The sequence below is a fragment of the Billgrantia montanilacus genome, assembly GCF_003336675.1.
Lineage (GTDB): Bacteria > Pseudomonadota > Gammaproteobacteria > Pseudomonadales > Halomonadaceae > Halomonas > Halomonas montanilacus.
In genome coordinates, this window is record NZ_QPII01000004.1 from 221,718 (window position 1) to 241,725 (window position 20,008).

The 20,008-nt window shown below is 63.5% G+C and carries 22 protein-coding genes; 15 read left to right on the top strand and 7 right to left on the bottom strand.

Annotation, left to right across the window (positions count from 1 at the left end; translation table 11 throughout):
- Positions 1 to 9: 9 nt before the first annotated feature.
- Together DU505_RS08090 and DU505_RS08095 are read left to right on the top strand one after the other, a co-directional pair.
- Positions 10 to 1,392: a cache domain-containing protein gene (locus tag DU505_RS08090; protein ID WP_114478484.1), complete on the top strand. Its 1,383-nt coding sequence runs from the start codon at positions 10 to 12 to the stop codon at positions 1,390 to 1,392.
- On the top strand, positions 1,301 to 1,924 hold the full coding sequence (locus DU505_RS08095; RefSeq protein WP_245947824.1) for a response regulator transcription factor: 624 nt from the start codon (positions 1,301 to 1,303) through the stop codon (positions 1,922 to 1,924). The genes DU505_RS08090 and DU505_RS08095 overlap by 92 nt, the downstream gene beginning before the upstream one ends.
- 35 nt (positions 1,925 to 1,959) lie before the next feature.
- On the opposite strand, the gene nfo is transcribed toward DU505_RS08095, so the two are convergent.
- On the bottom strand, positions 1,960 to 2,808 hold the full coding sequence (nfo, locus tag DU505_RS08100) for a deoxyribonuclease IV (protein ID WP_114478486.1): 849 nt from the start codon (positions 2,806 to 2,808) through the stop codon (positions 1,960 to 1,962).
- Positions 2,809 to 2,902: 94 nt separating this feature from the next.
- Here nfo and DU505_RS08105 point away from each other — a divergent pair, with 94 nt between their 5' ends.
- From DU505_RS08105 to pdxR, 4 genes are read left to right on the top strand one after another with little or no spacing between them, the layout of a single operon-like run.
- On the top strand, positions 2,903 to 3,526 hold the full coding sequence (locus tag DU505_RS08105) for a LolA family protein (protein ID WP_220250473.1): 624 nt from the start codon (positions 2,903 to 2,905) through the stop codon (positions 3,524 to 3,526).
- A gap of 20 nt (positions 3,527 to 3,546) precedes the next feature.
- Positions 3,547 to 4,056: an SRPBCC family protein gene (locus tag DU505_RS08110; RefSeq protein ID WP_114478487.1), complete on the top strand. Its 510-nt coding sequence runs from the start codon at positions 3,547 to 3,549 to the stop codon at positions 4,054 to 4,056.
- A gap of 57 nt (positions 4,057 to 4,113) precedes the next feature.
- Positions 4,114 to 5,124: a GGDEF domain-containing protein gene (locus DU505_RS08115; RefSeq protein WP_114478488.1), complete on the top strand. Its 1,011-nt coding sequence runs from the start codon at positions 4,114 to 4,116 to the stop codon at positions 5,122 to 5,124.
- Complete coding sequence (gene pdxR / locus DU505_RS08120; RefSeq protein ID WP_245947826.1) at positions 5,108 to 6,637, top strand: MocR-like pyridoxine biosynthesis transcription factor PdxR; 1,530 nt, start codon at positions 5,108 to 5,110, stop codon at positions 6,635 to 6,637. The genes DU505_RS08115 and pdxR overlap by 17 nt, the downstream gene beginning before the upstream one ends.
- Here the strand turns inward: pdxR and DU505_RS08125 are convergent.
- The 3 genes from DU505_RS08125 to DU505_RS08135 are packed head-to-tail and all read right to left on the bottom strand — an operon-like array spanning position 6,634 to position 8,485.
- Positions 6,634 to 7,401, bottom strand: a complete 768-nt coding sequence (locus tag DU505_RS08125) for a GNAT family N-acetyltransferase (RefSeq protein WP_114478490.1) — start codon at positions 7,399 to 7,401, stop codon at positions 6,634 to 6,636. The two genes, pdxR and DU505_RS08125, sit on opposite strands and share 4 nt — an antisense overlap.
- A complete protein-coding gene (locus DU505_RS08130; protein ID WP_114478491.1) occupies positions 7,398 to 8,009 on the bottom strand; it encodes an FMN-binding negative transcriptional regulator in 612 nt (203 codons plus the stop codon). The genes DU505_RS08125 and DU505_RS08130 overlap by 4 nt, the downstream gene beginning before the upstream one ends.
- Before the next feature lie 11 nt (positions 8,010 to 8,020).
- A complete protein-coding gene (locus tag DU505_RS08135) occupies positions 8,021 to 8,485 on the bottom strand; it encodes a GNAT family N-acetyltransferase (protein ID WP_114478566.1) in 465 nt (154 codons plus the stop codon).
- 159 nt (positions 8,486 to 8,644) lie between these two features.
- Here DU505_RS08135 and DU505_RS08140 point away from each other — a divergent pair, with 159 nt between their 5' ends.
- Both DU505_RS08140 and ogt read left to right on the top strand, forming a co-directional pair.
- Positions 8,645 to 10,141: an AlkA N-terminal domain-containing protein gene (locus tag DU505_RS08140; protein ID WP_114478492.1), complete on the top strand. Its 1,497-nt coding sequence runs from the start codon at positions 8,645 to 8,647 to the stop codon at positions 10,139 to 10,141.
- Positions 10,125 to 10,649 (top strand): methylated-DNA--[protein]-cysteine S-methyltransferase, encoded by a 525-nt coding sequence (gene ogt / locus DU505_RS08145; RefSeq protein ID WP_114478493.1) that lies wholly within the window; start codon positions 10,125 to 10,127, stop codon positions 10,647 to 10,649. Before DU505_RS08140 ends, ogt begins: the two co-directional genes overlap by 17 nt.
- 10 nt (positions 10,650 to 10,659) lie before the next feature.
- On the opposite strand, the gene DU505_RS08150 is transcribed toward ogt, so the two are convergent.
- Positions 10,660 to 11,151 (bottom strand): MarR family winged helix-turn-helix transcriptional regulator, encoded by a 492-nt coding sequence (locus tag DU505_RS08150; protein WP_114478494.1) that lies wholly within the window; start codon positions 11,149 to 11,151, stop codon positions 10,660 to 10,662.
- A gap of 69 nt (positions 11,152 to 11,220) precedes the next feature.
- Here DU505_RS08150 and DU505_RS08155 point away from each other — a divergent pair, with 69 nt between their 5' ends.
- From DU505_RS08155 to DU505_RS08180, 6 genes are all read left to right on the top strand, one after another.
- Positions 11,221 to 12,156, top strand: a complete 936-nt coding sequence (locus DU505_RS08155) for a DMT family transporter (RefSeq protein WP_114478495.1) — start codon at positions 11,221 to 11,223, stop codon at positions 12,154 to 12,156.
- A 15-nt stretch (positions 12,157 to 12,171) separates the two neighbouring features.
- Positions 12,172 to 12,519, top strand: coding sequence for a nitroreductase family protein (locus DU505_RS08160; RefSeq protein ID WP_245947828.1), 348 nt, complete (start codon positions 12,172 to 12,174; stop codon positions 12,517 to 12,519).
- A gap of 216 nt (positions 12,520 to 12,735) precedes the next feature.
- Positions 12,736 to 13,605 carry a LysR family transcriptional regulator gene (locus DU505_RS08165; RefSeq protein ID WP_114478496.1) on the top strand — a complete coding sequence of 290 codons (870 nt, stop codon included), beginning with the start codon at positions 12,736 to 12,738 and terminating at the stop codon, positions 13,603 to 13,605.
- Positions 13,606 to 13,704: 99 nt separating this feature from the next.
- Positions 13,705 to 14,064 (top strand): YciI family protein, encoded by a 360-nt coding sequence (locus DU505_RS08170; protein ID WP_181872764.1) that lies wholly within the window; start codon positions 13,705 to 13,707, stop codon positions 14,062 to 14,064.
- Positions 14,065 to 14,073: 9 nt separating this feature from the next.
- On the top strand, positions 14,074 to 15,321 hold the full coding sequence (locus DU505_RS08175) for an RNA polymerase sigma factor (RefSeq protein ID WP_114478498.1): 1,248 nt from the start codon (positions 14,074 to 14,076) through the stop codon (positions 15,319 to 15,321).
- 41 nt (positions 15,322 to 15,362) lie between these two features.
- Complete coding sequence (locus tag DU505_RS08180; RefSeq protein ID WP_114478499.1) at positions 15,363 to 15,725, top strand: DUF1428 domain-containing protein; 363 nt, start codon at positions 15,363 to 15,365, stop codon at positions 15,723 to 15,725.
- Here the strand turns inward: DU505_RS08180 and DU505_RS08185 are convergent.
- The gene (locus tag DU505_RS08185) at positions 15,722 to 16,999 is read right to left on the bottom strand and encodes an MgtC/SapB family protein (RefSeq protein ID WP_114478500.1); all 1,278 of its coding nucleotides are present in this window, start codon (positions 16,997 to 16,999) and stop codon (positions 15,722 to 15,724) included. The genes DU505_RS08180 and DU505_RS08185 overlap by 4 nt on opposite strands.
- Positions 17,000 to 17,264: 265 nt before the next feature.
- Between DU505_RS08185 and DU505_RS08190 the strand changes: the two genes are divergently transcribed.
- Positions 17,265 to 18,134: a bifunctional nuclease domain-containing protein gene (locus tag DU505_RS08190; RefSeq protein WP_114478501.1), complete on the top strand. Its 870-nt coding sequence runs from the start codon at positions 17,265 to 17,267 to the stop codon at positions 18,132 to 18,134.
- Positions 18,135 to 18,208: 74 nt separating this feature from the next.
- Here DU505_RS08190 and DU505_RS08195 read toward each other — a convergent pair whose 3' ends face one another.
- Positions 18,209 to 19,966: a methyl-accepting chemotaxis protein gene (locus DU505_RS08195; RefSeq protein ID WP_114478502.1), complete on the bottom strand. Its 1,758-nt coding sequence runs from the start codon at positions 19,964 to 19,966 to the stop codon at positions 18,209 to 18,211.
- Between the last annotated feature and the right edge of the window lie 42 nt (positions 19,967 to 20,008).

Here is a 20,008-nt window from a genome sequence, read left to right on the forward strand (position 1 = left end):
TTGAGTGGGGTGCAGTCGGAAATCCTCAAGGACGGATTGCTGCAAGCCAAGAAGGCTGAACTGAAGAACTACATGGAGCTGGCCTATACGGCGATCCGTGATATCTACGAAGACACTTCCCTGCCTGAAGACGTGGCTCAACGACGCGTGGCGGAGGCTTTCCATCGAATGGAGTATGGCTCCGATGGTTATTTCTTCGTCTACGACTACGAAGGACTGAGTATCGTCCATCCCCGGCTGGAGCATCTGGTAGGGCAGGACCTGTGGAATTTTCGCGATGAGGATGGAAAGTTCCTGATCCAGCGCCTCGTCCAGCGCGCCCAGGAGGGGGGAGGCTATACCGAATATCGCTGGGACAAGCCTTCCGGGGGGGAATCGGTGCTCAAGCTGGGTTACTCCATTGGCCTGGATGAGTGGGGCTGGATGGTCGGCACGGGTCTCTACCTGGATGACATCGAGCAAGTCGTCAGCCAGATGGAGCACCATATGGTGGAGAATGCGCGCAAGACCATACTGCTGATGGCGTTCTTTACCGTGTCCTGCCTGCTTGTCATCGCCGTGATCGGCCTTGCGGTCAACATAAGCGAAGCACGGGTGGCGAATCGCAAGCTGGTCAAGATGGCCCAGAAGACCTTCAGCTTCCTGGAAAAGGAGAGGCGACGGATCTCCCGCGAGCTGCACGATGGCATCAACCAGCTCCTGGTGTCGGCACGCTTCAAGCTGGAGCGCATCGATGATGCCCTGGGCCGGGGAGATCACGTTGATACCTCCTCTTCCCTTGCCGCGACGGATCGCATTCTGGAAACCGCAATCCAGGATCTCAGGCGGCTGGCCTATGACCTGCGCCCGAGCGTGCTCGACGACCTGGGGCTGGTCGCGGCACTGGAGAGCCTCTGCTCGGACCTGGTGGAACGCAGGCGCCTGCAGATACATTTCGAGTCGAATATCGACAGCCGGCAGTGTCAGCCGGTGCTGGCAACGGCGCTGTATCGCATCACCCAGGAGAGCCTGCACAACATCGAGAAGCACGCCGACGGGGCCCGCCAGGTCAAGGTGAAGCTGGTGCGCCGCCGAAGCTGGGTCTACCTGGAAATTGCCGATGATGGCGAGGGCTTTGCCTGGCGGGCCGGTCAGGGCCATGAGCAGGGGGGGACCGGCCTGGGGTTGCGCAACATCCAGGACCGGGTGGATCTGCTGGGTGGGCGCCTTTCGATCGAGGCGGCGCCCGGCAAGGGTGTGCGCATCAGGCTAAAGGTGCCGTTTCAGCGTATTGCCGGCAAGACAAGCGGAGAGAGAGTCGATGGAAGGGTCTATACGCGTACTTTTGGCGGACGACCATCCGCTGGTGCTGGAGGGGCTGCGCTACCGGCTGGAGGCGCAGCAGGGCGTTGACCTCGTGGGCGTGGCGAATTCGGGCCAAGAGCTGTTGTCGCTGGCCCGGGAGCTGATGCCGGACGTGGTGGTGACGGACATCACCATGCCTGGTCTGTCCGGCCTCGAAGCGTGCAAGATTCTAAAGGAGACCTGCCCGGACATCCGGGTGATGGTGCTGACCATGCACGACAACGAGGAGTACATCCGGCGCGCGGTAGCCTGCGGGGCCGCTGGCTATTTGCTCAAGGATGCCTCTGCCGAACAGATGGTCTTCGCTCTGCGTGAGGTGGCAAGTGGGCGCAGCCATTTCGGCTCCAGCGTCTCGCGGGTCCTGCTCGAGGAGAAGGAGGGACGGCTGACCCAGCGTGAGACCGATATCCTGAAGTTGATGTTCGAAGGCATGAGCAGCCGCGACATCGGTGAAGTTCTCTCCATCAGTACCCGCACGGTGGAGTCGCATCGCAGTAATATCTACCGCAAGCTCAATACCAACTCCCTGGCGGGCCTGTTTCGCTATGCGATGAGACATGGCTTGGTCGAACTCGAGTAATCGCGTCCGGGCGACGGCTTCAAGCGGTTCTGCGGTCACCCATCGACCACCTGAGCGCGCAGCCAGGCGATCTCCTCGGCCCAGATCTCCGGCTCGATGGTTTCCAGCACCATGGGAATCTCGTCGATACGCGGGTCTCGCATGAGGGTCGTGAAGGCGTCGAGCCCGATGTTGCCCCGGCCCAGGCTGTGGTGGCGGTCGACCCGGCTGGCGTACTCGCTCTTGGCATCGTTGAGGTGCATGCCGCGCAGATACTCGAAGCCTACCACCTTGCCGAACTCGTCCAGGGTGGCGGTGCAGGCCTCGGGGGTGCGCAGGTCGTAGCCGGCGGCGAAGGCGTGGCAGGTGTCGATGCACACGCCGACCCGCGACTTGTCGTCGACCTGCTCGATGATCTCGGCCAGGTGCTCGAAGCGCCAACCCAGGTTGGTGCCCTGGCCGGCGGTGTTCTCAATCACTGCGATGACGCCCTGGGTCTCGGCCAGGGCGTGATTGATCGAGTCGGCGATGCGGGCCAGGCATTCACTCTCGCTGATCTTCTTCAGATGGCTGCCGGGATGGAAGTTGAGCAGGGTCAGGCCGAGCTGCTCGCAGCGCTGCATCTCGTCGAGAAAGGCGTCGCGGGATTTCTCGAGCCCCGCCTTGTCCGGATGGCCGAGATTGATCAGGTAGCTGTCGTGGGGAAGGATCTGCCCGGGACCGAAGCCGTGCTGCTTGCAGGCGCTGCGAAAGGCCTCGATGGTGGTGTCCTCGAGGGGCTTGGCGCGCCACTGGCGCTGATTCTTGGTGAACAGGGCGAAGGCGTCGGCGCCGATCTCGACGGCGCGTAACACGGCCTGATCGGGCCCGCCTGCGGCACTGACATGGGCGCCGAGGTATTTCATCTGACCTCTCCGTGGGTTGGGCAACGCCAATACGATAGCATGCACCCGCCATGGCCCTGCTAATCTCAAAGGGAGGAAGCCGAGGATATGCCTTATGTTGCTACTCGTACTGGTCGCCATGAGCATCCCCATCGAGGAGGACCTGATCGCAGCGGCGCTGTCTCGCATCGATGCCCTGCAGGGGTATCGCCTCACGCTGCGCAGCCAGGGCGGTAGCGGCGAAGAGGTCATCCGCTACAGCTATCAGAGCCCCGGCTATGTACGCATGGACATGGAGACGCCCTACGCTGGGGCGGTGCTGATCTACCGCCCCGATACGGGCAAGGTGCAGCTGTGGCCCTTCGGCTCGCCGGGCAGGCGGCCGGGACTGTCCCTGCGGCCTACCAACCGCATGGTACGCAGCTCGCGAGGGCATCGTGTGGACCAGTCGGACGTGGGCACACTGCTGCGCAACGTGCAGCAGTTGCAACTGCGCGGTAACGCACGCTTGCTCGAGCCGACGACGCTTGACGGACACTTGGTCAAGCATGTGGTGGTAGAGGCCGAACCCGGCCGAACGGTGAACGAGGTGGCGCGCTACGACCTGTGGCTCGACGAGAATACGCTGTTCCCGCTCAGGGTGGTCAGCTACGACCGGCGCGGCGAGCGCCTGGAAAGCGTGCATCTGGAAGACGTCGAGCTCGATCCTGCCTTCCCCCCTGACCATTTCTCGCCCTGACGTTCGTGCTAATACCGCCCATGGCAAGTTTCGACTTCGACACCACCTGGCACATCGAGGCGCCGATCGGCGAGGTGTTCGACGCCCTGACCGATTCGCTGCACTGGCCCGACTGGTGGCCTGGTCTGGTCGACGTGCAGCCGCTCGTGGCCGGCAACAAGTACGGTATTGGGCGCACCCAGCGCTTCGTCTGGAAGAGCCGACTGGGCTATCGCCTGCGCTTCGATATCCGCATCACCCGTGTATGCGAGCCCTGCTTGATCGAGGGCATGGCGAGTGGCGATGTGGCTGGTGTGGGCAGTTGGCAGCTGCATGAGGAAAAATCGGGTACCCGGGTTCGCTATATCTGGCGGGTGCGCACGGTGCGGCCCTGGATGGGGCTGCTGGCTCGGGTGGCGCGGCCGTTGGTCGTCTGGAATCATCAGGCCATGATGCGCGAAGGCCATGCTGGGTTGGTGCGACATCTGGCCAGGTTTCCGCCGCACCCGGACGGGGAAGGCGGGAGCTTGCCATCGAGGGAGGGTTGGTAGCCATCAAGGCAAGAAGGTATGCTGCGTTCCACTCATCGAAGTGGCGATAGAGATGTCATGAAGGCCTCGCATAACAATAGCAAGCATGAGCGCCCGATAGGAGAGGCCCGGGGTGGCGGCTCTCCCGCTGTCTCCTGTGAGCGGGTCCGGCGCGAACTCGAGGAGGCGCACGAGGAGATCGCTCATCTCAAGTACACCCTGAATCGGGTTCAGCGCATCGCCCGGTTGGGTTACTGGCGCCTGAGTCTCAAGACCGGCGACCTCTTCTGGTCCGATGTGATTTACGACATCTTTGGCGTCGACCCCAAGAGCTTCACGCCTAGCCTTCTCGGCTTCAAAGCCATGGTTCACCCTGAGGACCTGGAGAGTGTCGAAGGCGCCATCGTGCGTGCGCATCAACAGGGACAGCATGATGTCGTGCATCGAATCATTCGGCCTGATGGCGAGATCCGCTGGGTCCATGAGCTGGCTGATAACGTGCCGGAAGGGGACGATCAGATCCTGATCGGCACCGTGCGTGACATCACCGAACAGAAAAGGCTGGAGCTGCGCCTGCGCCAGCTGTCACGCGCCGACGAGCTCACCGGGCTGTTCAACCGACGCTATTTCATGCAGCGGCTGGTGCAGGAGCTGGCCCGCTACCGCCGATACGACAGACCGACAGCGGTGGTGCTGTTCGACTTCGACCACTTCAAGCATATCAACGACACCCATGGCCATCCCGCCGGCGATCAGGTGCTGGTGAGCGTGGGCAAGCTGCTGCGCGAAAAGCTGCGCACGAACGATATCCCGGCACGGCTTGGCGGAGAAGAGTTTGCCCTCCTGCTGCCCGAAACCGGCCTCGAGGAAGCCGTCGGTGTGGCGGAAAAAGTACGCCAACTGGTGCTTGCGCAAGCGTTCACCTCGGAGGAAGGGCACTGTTTCGGTGTATCGATTACCTGTGGCGTGTCGGCATTCCACGGCACCGAAGAGACGGTGGAAGCCATTCTCCATCGTGCCGATCAGAATCTCTACCAGGGCAAGCATGCAGGGCGCAATAGAGTCGTGGCGGATGAGCCCGATAGCTGAGGATGCTCCGCCGCGAGGAGCAGATGGCCTGGAACGAGCCGGTTGGCTGGCTGATGCGTTGGGTCTGGTACTGGGGGGACAGTCTGACCAGCCCTTGACCACGCGCCTCTATCACGCCCTGCGCGAGTGGATTCAAATGGGGCGACTGGGCAGCGGCCAGCGGTTGCCCTCTTCTCGGCAGCTTGCTGGCGAACTGGGACTTGGGCGCAATACGGTACTGGCCGCCTTCGACCAGTTGCTGGCCGAAGGCTTCCTGGTTACCCGTCATGGCTCGGGCACATTCGTTGCCGACCTGCCGTTCCAGCATGAGACGACGGCTGACACTGCGTCATCGCCATCGGCAGTGGATGGCGACATGTACCTCTCCGCGCGTGGCACGGCGTTGCTTGCCTACTGTCCTACCCAGCAAGGGCGCCACCCTGCCTTCGTGCCCGGCGTGCCGGCGCTGGACCGCTTTCCCCGTGCCCAGTGGCAGCGCTTGATGCGCCGTCACCTGCAACACATGCCCATGGATTGGCTCGCCTATCAGGTTCAGGGCGGCGTTCCGGCGCTGCGCGAGGCGCTGGCCGACTATCTGCAGCTGTCACGCTCGGTGCGCTGTCGCCCCGAGCAGATCCTGATCGTGCAGGGGGCCCAGCAGGGCTTCGAACTGATCGTGCGACTGTTGAGCGACAGCGGCGATGAAGTATGGCTCGAGGAGCCGGGCTACCATGGCGCCCAGGCCTGTTTCGCGGCGGCGGAGCTCGATATGCAGCCGGTACCGGTAGACGGCGAGGGCATGCACGTCGATGCTCTCAACGACCCGGGGCATCCGCGGCTGATCTACGTGACACCCTCACACCAGTATCCCAGTGGCGTGACCATGAGTCTCGCCCGGCGGCTGGCCCTGCTGGAGGCTGCCGAGCGGCACGGGGCCTGGATCGTGGAGGACGACTACGACAGTGAATTTCGCTATGGCCAGCGGCCTGTTGCCGCCCTGCAGGGGTTGGTGGAAGGCGCGCGGGTCATCTACGTGGGCACCTTCAGCAAGGTGATGTACCCCGGCCTGCGGCTGGGCTACCTGGTGCTGCCCGAGCCGCTGGTCGAGCCATTTCGGCGGGCCAATGCCCGGCTTTATCGTGAGGGGCAGTACGCCGTGCAGGCCGCCCTGGCTGAGTTCATTGCACGAGGCCATTTTTCTCGCCATGTGCGTCGTATGCGCGACTGTTACCGGAGCCGCCAGACCCTGCTGCGCGAGGCCTTGGCACCGGCGGTCGCGCGTGGCTTGCGATTATCCGAAGGGCAGGCCGGCATGCATCTGGTTGCCTGGCTCGACGATGCCGAACATGAGCGCAACCTGGTCGACCGGGCGGCGGGCGAGGGCATTTCACTGTCGCCGCTGTCGAGCTACTACCTGATCGCACCCGGCAGGCCTGGGCTGGTGTTGGGCTATGCCGGCACCGTGGAGGCCGAGATCGAACGGGCGGGGCAGTGGCTGGCCCGAGCATGGCTGAAGCTGACGGATAATACCTAGCCTGCCATCAGCTTTGACAGCGAGTTCAGCTGCCTTCCCTCCGCATCGAAGTTCCCCGGCGCAAGCCAGTGTTCCAGTCGCGCCTCGACGGCTGGCCATTCACTGTCGAGCAGGGAGAACCAGGCGGTATCGCGGCTATGCCCGTTCTCCACCCGATGCTGGCGGAAGATACCCTCGAAGTGAAAGCCCAGGCGCTCGGCGGCACGTCGCGAGGCGGCGTTGTGCGCATTGCACTTCCATTCGTAGCGCCGGTAGCCCAGTTCGAAGGCGTGGCGCATCATCAGCAGCATGGCTTCGGTGGCCGCCGGCGTGCGTCGTAGGGCTGGCGTGAAGTGAATGTGGCCGACCTCGATGCTGCCGTGCTCCGGCACGATATTGAGATAGCTGGCCAGGCCCAGCGCCCGGCCGGGTGTCTGCTCGTCAGCCGTCTCGACGATGGCCTCAGTCGTCTCGACAATGGCATAGAACAGCGGGTCGTCGCTTTCCGACCTGGCCTCCAGCCAGGTGCGGTACTGCCCGGCATCGGCGAACGGCATGCCGCCGGAGTAGGTCCAGCGCGCCTCGGGGGCGTCGTGCGGGCCTTCGCCGGGGGCCAGGAAGGCGGCATGCAGCGAATCGGCATGACGTTCCGGCGCCAGCGGCTCGAGGCGAACCCGGCAGCCTTGAAGCGTCATACGATCGGGTCGGCGTGCCGGCTCCCAGCCAGGCAGGGCGGCGCCGACCGGTTGGCCATGCTCGTTGCGCTGTGCATCGCTTGGGCTCATGTATCTTGCTCCTCTTTCGCCAGCTTTTGCATATGGCGCCATAGCTGGCGTGCCTGCGGGTCGAGGCTTTCGGCCAGGGCTGCTTCGACGCCTTCCTGGTCGGCCCGGGAGCGCTGCAGGCCGAGCTTGGCCTTGCCCTCGAGCGATTCGATGGGCAGGCGAAAGCCGACCACGCCGGCCTGCATCTTGCTCAGATACTCGTGCTCGCGGCCCAGCGAATCGAGCAGCGCGGGTTCGTAGTGCGCCAGGCTGCGGTCGAGCAGTGTCCGTGTGTCCTCGTCATTCAACAGCTCGATGCTGCCCGTGGCATGCACGGCCAGGTAATTCCAGGTGGGCACGGCGGGCTGGCTGGCGTACCAGGACGGTGAGATGTAGGCGTGGGGGCCGCTGAAGATCGCCAGCACCCGGTTGCCATCCAGCGTACGCCACTGGGGATTGGCACGGGCGAAGTGGCCGTAAAGCGTGCCGAGTTCGCCTTCGCTGCGTTCCAGTATCAGGGGCAGGTGAGTGGCCGACAGCTCGGCATCGACGATAGCGGCGAAGCCGTGCCGGTCGATCAGCTCCCAGGCCTGTTCGCGGTCGATACGCATCGATGGGGGAATATACATGGCGCCTCCGCTCAGTCCCGGACTGTTTGCGTATCGAACAGCAGGCCGTAGTGGTAGAAGGTGGTATCGCGGTGCCAGCCCGACGATTCGTAAAGCGCCTGGGCGGTTCGATTGTCGATCTCGGTGGCAAGCTTGAGATGGCCAACGCCATGAGAACTCGCAAGCTCCCTGGCGGCCAGCATCAAGGCTCGGCCGACACCGCTGCGGCGTGCCTGGGGTGCGACGAACAGGTCGTTGAGCAGCCACAGCGGGGCCAGGCGAACGGTCGAGAGCAGTGGGTAGAGCTGAACGAAGCCCAGCAGCCCCCCCGTTGGCCCCTCATGCACCAGGATGTGCGAGTCGCCGAGCTCCAGGCGAGCCTGCAGGAAGCGCCGTGCGCCCGCGAGGTCCGGTTCCTGGCGATAGAACTGGCGGTAGCCGTCGAGCAGTGCGCTGAGCGGTTCTAGATCGTCTAGGGTGGCATGGCGGATGGACATGAATGGCTCCTCTAGCTTGCTGAAGGGTGCCATCCAGTGTGAGGCGAAGCTGGCTCCTTGCTAAGAGCCAGTTCTGTGAAGTTTGCAGGAGCCACTTGGCGTTGACATTGAGGTCCGAAAACCGCCAGACGCCGGCTGCAGCCAGGCTACAATGGAGCCATGACTCTTTCGACCGATATCTGCTATCAGGCGCTGCTGGCGCGCGACGCTCGTTACGACGGGCGTTTCTTCACCTGCGTGACCAGCACCGGTATCTACTGTCGCCCTATCTGCCCGGCGCTTGCGCCGAAGCTTGAAAATTGTCGCTTCGTCGCCTCTGCGGCAGCGGCACAGGAGGCGGGCTTCCGGCCGTGCCTGCGCTGTCGGCCGGAGAGCGCGCCGGCATCTCCGGCCTGGGCAGGCACTTCGACGACAGTGAAGCGGGCGCTTCGGCTGATCGATGAGGGCGCGCTGGATAATGACGGAATAGAGGCGTTGGCCGACCGCCTGGGTCTGGGCTCGCGCCAGCTCCGGCGGTTGTTTCATCGTCACGTCGGGGCCTCTCCGTTGGCCGTGGCCCAGACCCGGCGCGTGCTATTGGCCAAGCAGCTGCTGCACGAGACAGAACTGCCACTTGCGGACGTTGCGCTGGCCAGCGGTTTCGGCAGCGTGCGTCGCTTCAACGAGGTGTTTCAGCACCTCTACGGCAGGGGGCCGGGCACCCTGCGCGGTCGCCGAGCCGAGCTTTATCAGGCGGCTGAATTGACGCTCCGATTGCCGTACCGACCACCCTATGACTGGCAGGCGATGCTGGCCTTCCTGGCCCGACGGACCATCCCGGGGCTCGAGTGCATCGACGGCGAGTGCTATCACCGGGTCATCCGGGTGGGGGAGGCGATCGGTAGTGTGAGCGTGATGCATCTTCCTGCCGACAACGCGCTGCACGCCTCGATCCGGCTGCCCGAGCTTGCCGCATTGCCAAGTGTCATTGCTCGATTGCGGCGACTCTTCGACCTGCAGGCAGATCCCGAGGCGATACGCCTGGGGATCGGTCGCGATCCAGCGCTGGCGCCACTGCTAGACCGTCGCCCCGGACTGCGTGTGCCGGGCGGATGGGACCCTTTCGAGGTCGCCGTGCGGGCGATCCTCGGCCAGCAGGTCAGCGTCGATGCGGCCACACGGCTGGCTGGGCGACTGGTCGAACGCCTCGGCGAACGGGTCGCAGGGCAGGAGGTGCCAGGCCTCGACCGACTGTTCCCATTGCCCGAACGCTTCACCTTCGATGAGATCAGGGCGCTCGGCATGCCCGGCGCGCGAGCCAATGCCCTGGTGGGGTTGGCGTCGGCCTACCGTGAGCGGCCAAGGCTGTTCGACCGGCGCCAGGACCTTGACGAAACCGTGGATCACCTATGCGCCCTGCCCGGTATCGGGGAGTGGACGGCGCACTACATTGCCATGCGCGGTCTGCAGGAGAGTGACGCCTTCCTGCCTTCGGACGTGGCGCTGCAGCGGGCGCTGGCGGAACAGGGCCAGCGCCCCACTCCACGCGAACTGCTTGCACGGGCCGAGGCTTGGCGACCGTGGCGCGCCTACGCCGTGATGCACCTGTGGCATGCCGATGCGGCGACCACGGTAGCGAATCCGCAACAGGAGAGAGGCGATGCAACTCTGGCTTGATCTAATGGCGTCCCCCGTGGGCGAGCTGCGGCTGGTCGGCGACGACCAGGGAGCGCTGCGGGCGCTGGAATTCGATAGCCACGATGAGCGACTGCACCGCCTGCTGGGGCGCCACTACCGCCACTACGAGCTTGTCGAGGGCACGGCGCCTGAAGCCATCCGACAGGCGCTGGAGGCCTACTTTGCCGGCGACCCGTCCCACCTCGATGCGCTGCCGGTGGCCACCGGCGGCACCGAGTTCCAGCGCCAGGTATGGCAGGCGTTGCGCGGCATTCCGGCCGGCTCCACGATCAGCTATGGCGAGCTGGCCGCACGAATTGGTCGCCCCGGTGCCAGCCGCGCCGTGGGCCTGGCCAACGGCGCCAACCCGGTGGCCATCGTGGTGCCGTGCCATCGAGTGATCGGCGCCAACGGTACCCTGACCGGCTATGGCGGCGGGTTGCCGCGCAAGCGCTGGCTGGTGGAGCATGAGCGGGGGCTGGTGCAGGGGGAGCTGGCACTCGTCTAGCTCGGCCGGCTCAGGGCTCGTCGGCCAGTCCCTCCAGCAGCTTGCCTAGCAGCTTGCTCAGTGCCCGCTGCTCCTCGTGGCTCAGCGCGGCGAGCATCCTGGCTTCGTTCTCCACGTGACGTGGGACCATTCGGTTCATCAGCTCGAGCCCTTCCTCGGTCAGAGAGACCAAGGTGCCGCGCCGATCCTCGGGGTTCGGCGCGCGCCGGATCAGACCCGCCTTCTCCAGCCTATCCAGCCGGCTGGTCATGCCCCCGGACGAGATCATCAGCGTCTCGAACAGCTGCGTCGGTCCCAGGCGATAGGGGGCTCCCGAGCGGCGCAGCGTCGCCAGCACGTCGAACTCCCCCGCCTGTAGGCCGTACTCCTTGAAGAAAGCCTGCAGCCGCTCCTGGGTGAGCGACTGCATGGTTTTCAAATACCCCACCACCTCCATCGGCAGCAGGTCGAGATCGGGCATTTCCTGTTGCCATTGAGCAATGGCTTGCTTGACACGGTTCATAGGTGTGTTTATCTTTCCATCAAGATACTTTTTGACAAGATTCTTTTTGCCGTTCTATAGGAGCCCATCATGGCGAACTCCACGACACCAAGCAACCGTACTGGCTGGTACGCGCTGGGCTGCCTGCTGCTGGTCGGCAGCCTGTTGGCTCTCTCGCTGGTCGTGGCCAAGCTCGCTGACAATGCCGGCGCGCCGCGATTGAGCTTCCTGATGGTGGCGGTGGCCGGTGCCGGTCTACTGCTACTGGCGCTGGCTGCCGTACAGCGCCAGCCGATGAAGCTTAACCGACGCATCCTGGAGTACGGGGTGGTCTCGGGAGCGCTGTTCGCCCTGCCCAATGCGTTGGTCTTCCTGGCGGTACGTCACGTGGGTGCCGGCTTCATCTCGCTCAGCTTTGCCTTTCCGATTCTCCTGACCTGGATGCTGGCGGTAGGACTGGGCATGGAGCGCGTCAATGCGCTGCGGTTGCTGGGTGTCATGTTGGGTCTGACTGGCGGAGTGCTGCTGGCATGGGCCAAGGCCGGCGGTATGCAGGGCGCCCAGGGTTGGGCCGCCCTGGTTCTGGCGATTCCCTTGATCCTTGCGCTGGGCAATATCTATCGCACCCTGCGCTGGCCCGGTGAGACAGGGGCGGTGTACCTGGCGGCGCTGATGCTGCTGGGCGGAGCGCTGACGCTCGCCCCCTTTGTGCTGGCGTTCGAACTAGGGCAAGTACGGCAGTTGCTTGGCTGGGAAGTGATTCGTCTGCTGCTGGCGGAAGCCATTGTTTTCACCGTGCTCTACGTCTTCTACTTCGTGCTGCAGAAGATTGCCGGGCCTGTTTACCTCAGCCAGATCGGCATGGTGGCTGCCCTGGTCGGTACGCTGATCGCCGTCACGCTGCTGGGGGAGGCGGTACCGCCTTACCTGGGCCTGACGGCGGCGCTGGTGGTCCTCGGTGCCTTTCTGTTTCACCGTGGCGCCTCGCGCCGCGACACCACTCCGCCTGCCACGGCGGAAGCCTGACCCCTGGAGAAAACTATGTCACTCATGGAAGCCCTGCATTGGCGCTATGCTGCCAAGCGCATGAATGGAAAGAAGGTGCCCCGGGATACGCTCGATACCATCCTCGAAGCCGCACGTCTGGCGCCGTCGTCCTACGGCCTCCAGCCCTACAGCGTGCTGGTGGTGGAAGACTCAACGGTGCGTGAGCGAATCCGACGCGCTGCATGCGACCAGCCCCAGGTCAGTGAATGCTCTCAACTGCTGATCTTCGCCGCCTGGACCGAGGTGGATGGTCGGCACGTGGATGAGCTGGTCTCATTGATGGCTGATGCGTCTATACGCTGCCTTCCTTCTCGACCAACCGTACGTGAGCTTCACCGATGAAGCTCTTGTTTTGGAAGTTTCACGCAGCTTCAGGTTCAGGCGGCCAGGCGCGTATATGGCGAGGAAACCCATCCAGTGAACACGCTCTCTGAAGCGAACGGTTGCTGACGAAGCACGGTGCTTCTTTATTTATCTGCTATCTTTCATTTCCAGTCGGGATGCGTGTTTCGTTGATACATAATAAACACAGTCCCTTATTTATAGCGGATTATTATAATGCTTGATCTATTGCTGCTCCGTAGTTTCGTAACGATCGTCGAGGAGGGCAGTTTCACTGCCGCGGCCAACCGATTGCATCTTACCCAGCCTGCGATCAGTGGGCATCTGCGCCGCCTGGAATCACAGCTGGGCAAGCCGCTGCTGCAGCGAACGACGCGAAGTTTCCAATTGACCCCGGACGGAGAGAGTCTGCTGAGCTATGCCCGAGCAATGCTGACTCTCAATCGAGATGCCATAGCGCAGCTTGCGAGTTCGTCCTTTCATGGCTGCCTGCGTCTGGGAGTAGCTGAGGATCTTGCCCATGAGCGGCTAATGAAGACACTAAAGCGCTTTACGAAGCGTCACTCTCTGGCAAGCATCGAGGTGCGCGTTGGCATTCCATCGGACTTGCTGGCCTCCATGCGCCAAGGGCACCTCGATATGGTATTGGGGGCGCAGTGCGGAGAGCAGGACACTGGCATCTGTCTTTGGCGGGAGCCGCTGGTCTGGGCCTGGGCCGAGGACGAACCCTGGGAGCTTCCTTCGCCGCTGCCCCTGGCACTTTTCCCCGAGCCATGCCCGTATCGGGAAATCGCCCTGGCGCAATTGGCGATGGCGGGAATCGTTCAGCACACCGTCGTGCTGTGCATGAGTGGTGCTGGCATGCGCGCCGCCGCCGCCAGCGGTTTTGCCATTGCTCCCATGCCGGTCAGCCAGCTGGGGCCGGGGCTGGTCGCTCTTTCATCCGAGCATGGGCTGCCATCGCTGCCGGATGCCGAGGTCAGGTTGATCACTGAGGATAGCGCCGATGAGCAGGGGTTGCTGGCGGTATTGACGGATGCCCTGGTCACCGAGCTGGCTCCGGCGCGGATGGTCGAGACGGCCTGAAGTCATCACCAACGAGTCGTATGGCCTGTCGATTCATCGTGCCGCCGTTCGATCTCTCATCAGGCAGCCATGAGGCTGCGCTTACCAGGAGACATTGCCATGCAATACATGCTGATGTGCTGTATCGACGAGGCGCTTTGGAGCGGCCTGCCCGATGCCGAGCGCGACTCGGTCATGAACGATTACCACGCCCTGATCCAGGAGATGGTCACCAGCGGCCACTACCGTGGCGGCGCCCGACTGCAGTCGGTGGACAGTGCCACCACGTTGCGCGAGCAGAACGGCAAGGTGGTGACACTGGACGGCCCCTTCGCCGAGAGCCGCGAACAGCTGGGCGGTTTCCATGTGGTGGAGTGTAGCGATCTGGACGAGGCGCTGGCGCTAGCCCGACGCATCCCGCCGCTACGGGTCGGCGGCTCGGTCGAGGTGCGACCGGTGGACCCCGCCTATCGGCTGTGAGGGACCTGGGTGAACCTGGACGATCTCTATCGCCGCGAATATGGCCGTGTGCTGGCCAGCCTGATTCGCCGGTTCGGTCACTTCGAGCTGGCCGAGGACGCCGTGCAGGCGGCCTTCGAGGCGGCGATGGTGCAGTGGCCGGCCCAGGGCTGGCCACCGAACCCGACCTCGTGGCTGATCTCCACGGCCCGCCACAAGGTGGTCGACCAGTTGCGTCATCAGCAGATGCGCGAGCGCAAGAGCGACGAACTGCGCCAGCACCTGGCGCTGTTGCTCGAGCGCGACCTCGAAGCCGAGCCGCTCGACAGCCTGCGCCTTGTCTTCGCTTGCTGCCACCCGGCCCTGGCGCGACCCGCCCAGGTGGCGCTGACGCTACACACCCTGGGCGGGCTGCGTACCGAGGAGATCGCCCGTGCCTTCATGGTGCCAGTGCCGACCCTGGCCCAGCGGCTGGTGCGGGCCAAGGCCAAGATTCGCGACGCAGGCATTCCCTTCGAGGTGCCCGACGACACGGCCCTGGGCGAGCGCCTGGAGTCGGTGCTGGCGGTGATCTACCTGATCTTCAACGAAGGCTATGCGGCAAGCTTCGGCGACGACTGGGTGCGTGGCGACCTCTGCGCCGAGGCGATTCGCCTGGGACGCATGCTGGTGCGGCTGCTGCCGGCAGAGCGCGAGGCGCGTGGCCTGTTGGCGCTGATGCTGCTACACCATGCCCGGCGCGACGCCCGTACCGACGATAGCGGCGATATCGTCCTGCTGGAGGACCAGGACCGCTCGCGCTGGGACCGGGAAGCGATCGAGGAGGGGAGTGCCCATGTCCAGGTAGCGCTGCGTGGTGGTGTGCCCGGCGGCTACGCGGTGCAGGCCGCCATTGCCGCGCTGCACGCTCAGGCGCTGACGCCGGCAGAGACCGACTGGCGTCGCATCGCCTCGCTCTACAGCCTGCTTTATGCCATCCAGCCCACACCGGTAGTGGCACTCAACCGGGCCGTGGCAATCGCCATGGCCGATGGGCTGGAAGCAGGCCTCGAGCTACTCGAGAAAATCCACCTGCCCGACTATCACCTGTTGCCGGCGACACGCGCCGATCTGCTGCGTCGGCTGGGCCGCCATGGCGAGGCCGCCGAGTATTACCGCCAGGCGCTGAACCTGGCGACCCAGGGGGCCGAGCGGCGTTTTCTCGAACGCCGTCTGAAAGAGGTGCTGGCGAACGCCGCCGATGTCGATTTGCCGCTGGCTGGCTCGAAAGGGGGATGAGGCCTCCGGCCTACCCCAGACATCATTCAGGAGACATTCCCATGAGCTACGTCGATGGTTTCGTATTGCCGGTTCCCGAAGAGAACCTCGAGGCGTATCTGGACATGGCCCGGCGGGCCGGCGAGGTCTGGCGCGAGCACGGCGCGCTGGAGTACGTGGAGTGTGTGGCCGACGACGTCAAACCGGGGGAGCACACTTCCTTTCCCCAGAGCGTCAAGCTTGAGCCGGGAGAGACGGTCATCTTCTCCTGGATCCTCTACCCCTCGCGCGAAGAGCGCGATCGCATCAATGCCAAGGTGATGGAGGACCCGCGCATGGCCGACATGATGGATCCTGCCAACCACCCGTTCGATGGCAAGCGCATGATCTGGGGCGGATTTCGAGAGGTGCTGAGGTTGCCCTAGACCAGCCATGCCACGGACATGCCCGCGACTGCCGATGCGACCATGGGGCCGACGATACTACGGGTCAGGCTGCCGGTACCCCTGGTCAGGGTCAGCACCACCTTGAACAGGTTGTTCATCGATACCGCAAGCACGATGCCCAGTACGGCGGTGGAAGGCTCGATGATGTACGTGGCCATGCGGCTCAGAGACAGGGTAACGGCATGCACATCGGCGATGCCGGAGACCACGGCCAGCAGGTAGACGCCGGCGTCGCCGAGCCATGCGTGCAGCCACTCGCCCACCACCATGACCACCGCTAGCAGGGCACCGAGTAGCAGCGCGGCACGTAGTTCCAGGGGGTTCTGGGTCATCGGCCGATCGGCCTTGAGGTTGCGGCGGTGTCGGCGCCATAGCCACCATGCCGGCAGGTAGAGAGTCGCGCCCATGGCAGCGAGTGGCGCCGCCAGTTGCGGCAGCAGCGCGGGGCCTAGCAAGGCGGCATAGAGCAAGATACGCGGCAGCATGGTGCCACAGGCCAGAAGAATACCAGCGGCGAGCATCGGGGCGAGCTGGGGCTCACGCTGAGACTGGCGGGCATATTGCAGTGTCAGGGCAGTTGAGGAACTCAAGCCGGCGAACAGTCCGGTAAACAGGATGCCCTTCTCGGTGCCGCCGATTCGTACGGCGAAATAGCCGATGAACGAGATCGACGCGATCAGTACCACCAGCCACCAGATCTCCTGGGGATTGAGTACGCCGCCGGGGCCCATATCCTCGTTGGGCAGCAGCGGTAGCATTACAACGCTGATCAGCAGCAGCTTGAGGCCGGCGTCGAGCTCGTTGGCTTGCAGCTTGTTGAGTAGGCCATGAATCTCGCGCTTGTTGTCGAGAATCAGTGCCGTGACGACTGCACAGGCCGTGGCCAGGATGATGTCCACCGCTACCGCCAGGGCACCGAAGCAGAACGTCAGAAGCAGCCCGATCAGGCCGGTAATGCTGTAGTCCTGGCTCTGCTCCATGCGGGCCCGGTAGCCGACCAGGGCGATGATCGCCACGGCCAGGAAAATCAATGGAAAGGCCCAGCGTGTAAGCACTTCTGACAGGAGGGCCGCCACGCCACCGAACAACCCTACCAAGGCATGGGTGCGAACGCCGGCCACTCGCTCACCGGCGTCACGCTCGCGTGCAACCCAGCCCCGCTCGATGCCGATCAAGGTACCCAGCAACAGTGCTACTGCTAGCTCTACTAGCAAATAATTTTCAAAGAGAAAATCGTAGGCGATATCGTCCATGGCGTTTCCTTCCGTGGAAAAACCTGCCTCCTCAGCATGGAGGGTTGTTCTTCACTATTCAAACTCAAGGTTTTCATGCGCCTGGCAGGGCGCGCCTGTTTTTGGGTGGCGACGTGCTCTCCAGCGTTTTCGTCGATAAGAGGCGCCACCTGCCGCACAGAATGAGTGCCTGGGCCATTTGATGCGCCGCATGGCGGAGTCCGCTCCCGGGTGCCATCCTGAGTGAACACCCCCTATAGCCGGACCCCGGTCATCGAGGAGGCTTATGAGACTGCCACTGTTCTGGCGCTACCTGGCCATATTGTGTCTGGCTGGTCTGCTGCTTGGTGTGCACGCTGCCGGTGCCCGTGAGCTCGCCGCCGAGCCTGATGACATGGTCGAGGTCGAGATCGCGACCGTGGGCATGGCCGGATTCGGCGGCCCGCCGGTGGTGCTCTTGCGCGAGCCGGGTACACAGGATGTCATACCGATCTTCATCGGCCCCAACGAGGCGGGTGCCATTCTGCGTGGCCTGGGCGGGGAGCGAGCCCCGCGGCCCATGACCCATGAGCTGCTCGGTGATGTCCTCTCGGGCGTCGAGGTGACGCTGGAGCGCATCTATGTCGATGCCATCGTCGACAATACCTTCCTCGGCATGCTGGAGCTGCGTGTCCAGGGCCGGGAGGAGACGGTGCGAATCGACAGCCGCCCCAGCGATGCCATCGCTCTGGCGCTGTATGCGGGAGCGAGCATTTATGTCGCGCCCCAGGTGCTGGAGGCGGCGCGGCAGATCGAGTACGAAGGGCTGGACGACCAGGTGGTGGCCGCGCTGGGTATCTCCGTGACCCCGGCGGACGACGACCTGCGCGAGGCGCTCGGCCTGCCCGATCGGGAGGGCGTGCTCGTCAGCGATACCCGCGGGCCAGCGGCTGAGGCCGGCATGGAACCCGGTGCCTTGATACTCGAGGTGAATGGCGAAATACCGACCACACCCATGCAGTTCCTCGACCTGGTGCGCGATACCCCCCGTGGCGAAGATGCCCTGCTGCGCTACTGGCAGGAGGGGGAAGAGCACGAGCTGGAGCTCTCCACCGAGGTGCCGCCACCGCGCACGCTGCCGCGCGATCGTCGTGAGGCGCCCGGCATCCAGGCGTGAGTGCTGGAGGCTTGTAGCACTCCACCACCAGACGAACCGTCTGGTGGTGGTCGGCTATCGGTTGAATGGAGGGTTTAGAAGGTTTCCCACTCTTCTTCGGTGGAGCGAGCCTGGCGCGGCTTTGGGTCCCTGGCAGGCCGTGGGAGTGCAGCGTGTTGGCCTGACGGTGTGCTATGCCTCCGCGTTTCCGTTTGGGCTGGTCCGTCTTCACCCAGCACGAAGGTCCCGATCAGGGCATTGAGGCTCTCTGCATGATGACGCATTTGAGTTGCGGCGGACGAGGTTTGTTGAACCATCGCCGCATTCTGCTGAGTCATGGTGTCCATTTCAGCCACGGCCGTATTGATCTGACCTATACCAGTATTTTGCTCCCGAGCACCGGCACTGATGTCGGCGATGACATCGGTAACCCGCGCGACGCTGTTGACGATCTCCTGCATAGTGGTGCCCGCCTGCTTGACGATGTTGCTTCCCTCCCGCGTATGCGAAACGGATGCGTCGATCAACGTCCGGATTTCCCGCGCTGCATCGCCGCTTCGACTGGCGAGGGTGCGCACTTCCTGGGCGACCACGGCAAAACCGCGACCGTGTTCGCCAGCCCGGGCTGCTTCAACCGAGGCGTTGAGCGCCAAGATATTGGTCTGGAAAGCAATACCATCGATCAGTGTAATAATCTCACTGATGCGACTGGCAGAAGTGTCGATATCAGTCATGGTGCGCTCGACACTCTTCATCGCGGTTTCCCCTTCGCGGGCCACCGATGCCGTAGATTGAACCAGCTGATTAGCCTGCTCGGCTGACTCCGTGCTGTGATTGACGGTCGCTGTGATCTCTTCCATGGAGGCTGACGTTTCCTGCAGGTTGGCTGCGGCCTGCTCGGTACGTGTGGCCAGTTCATCGCTGCCTTGAGCAATTTCCTCTGCGGCCAGGTGTACACTGGTGGTGCGGCGGCGTACATCGAGCAGGGTCTCTTGCATCCGTGAAACGAAGGCATTGAACTGGGATGCCAGTTCGCCTATCTCGTTGCGACTCTCCACTTTCAGGCGACGAGTCAAGTCGCCTTCTCCCTTGGCAATGTTGCGCATAGCCTCGGCAGTGCGACGGATGGGCTGCACGGTTTTACGCACCAACCAGGTGGTCATAGCAGCGACAATCAGAAAGATGAGAGTGCCGAGTAATGCCGAGGTGCCGATGGAGCTGCGTAGCTCGTTAGCGGCTCTCGCCTCGGCTCCCTCCATGGCGGCATCGATATCGGTAACATAGACACCGGCGCCGATCATCCAGTCGAACTCTGGAACCTGAGCGGCGTAGGAGTACTTCGGCTCTATTGTATCAGTACCCGGGTATTCCCACGGATACTCATAATAGCCACCGCCTTGGCGGGCGACATCGATTAAATCGCGTATCAAGTAAGCCCCATCAGGTGTCTGCACACCGCTCATATCGGTGCCTTCGCGTTCGCGGCTATAAGGCAGCACGATGTTCGTGCCGTTATATTCGTAAGCAAAGATGTAATTGTCACCCTCAAAGCGAATGGCGCGGAGGATCTCGGCAGCGCGATCTCGTCTCTCGCTCTCATTCATTCCGCGATCCTGCAGGACTGGCTGTATGGCCGTACGGGCGCTCTCGACGACATCGCGCACGCCAGCCTGACGGGTCTCAATGAGGAGCTCGCGCTGCTGGGCAAGATTGGTGTGGCTGTCCTGGATCCGTCCGAAGGCATCGGCGATAACCAGGGCTGCAGTGGTCAGCAGCAACGGAATGAGTACCAGCGCGAGGATACGAGTCTGAAGACTGAATATGAATGAGGTCTTGCTTGGGGGTTCGGTCATTCTGGGATTCCTTCTCATATAAAGGGAAGCGGGACTGGGCGG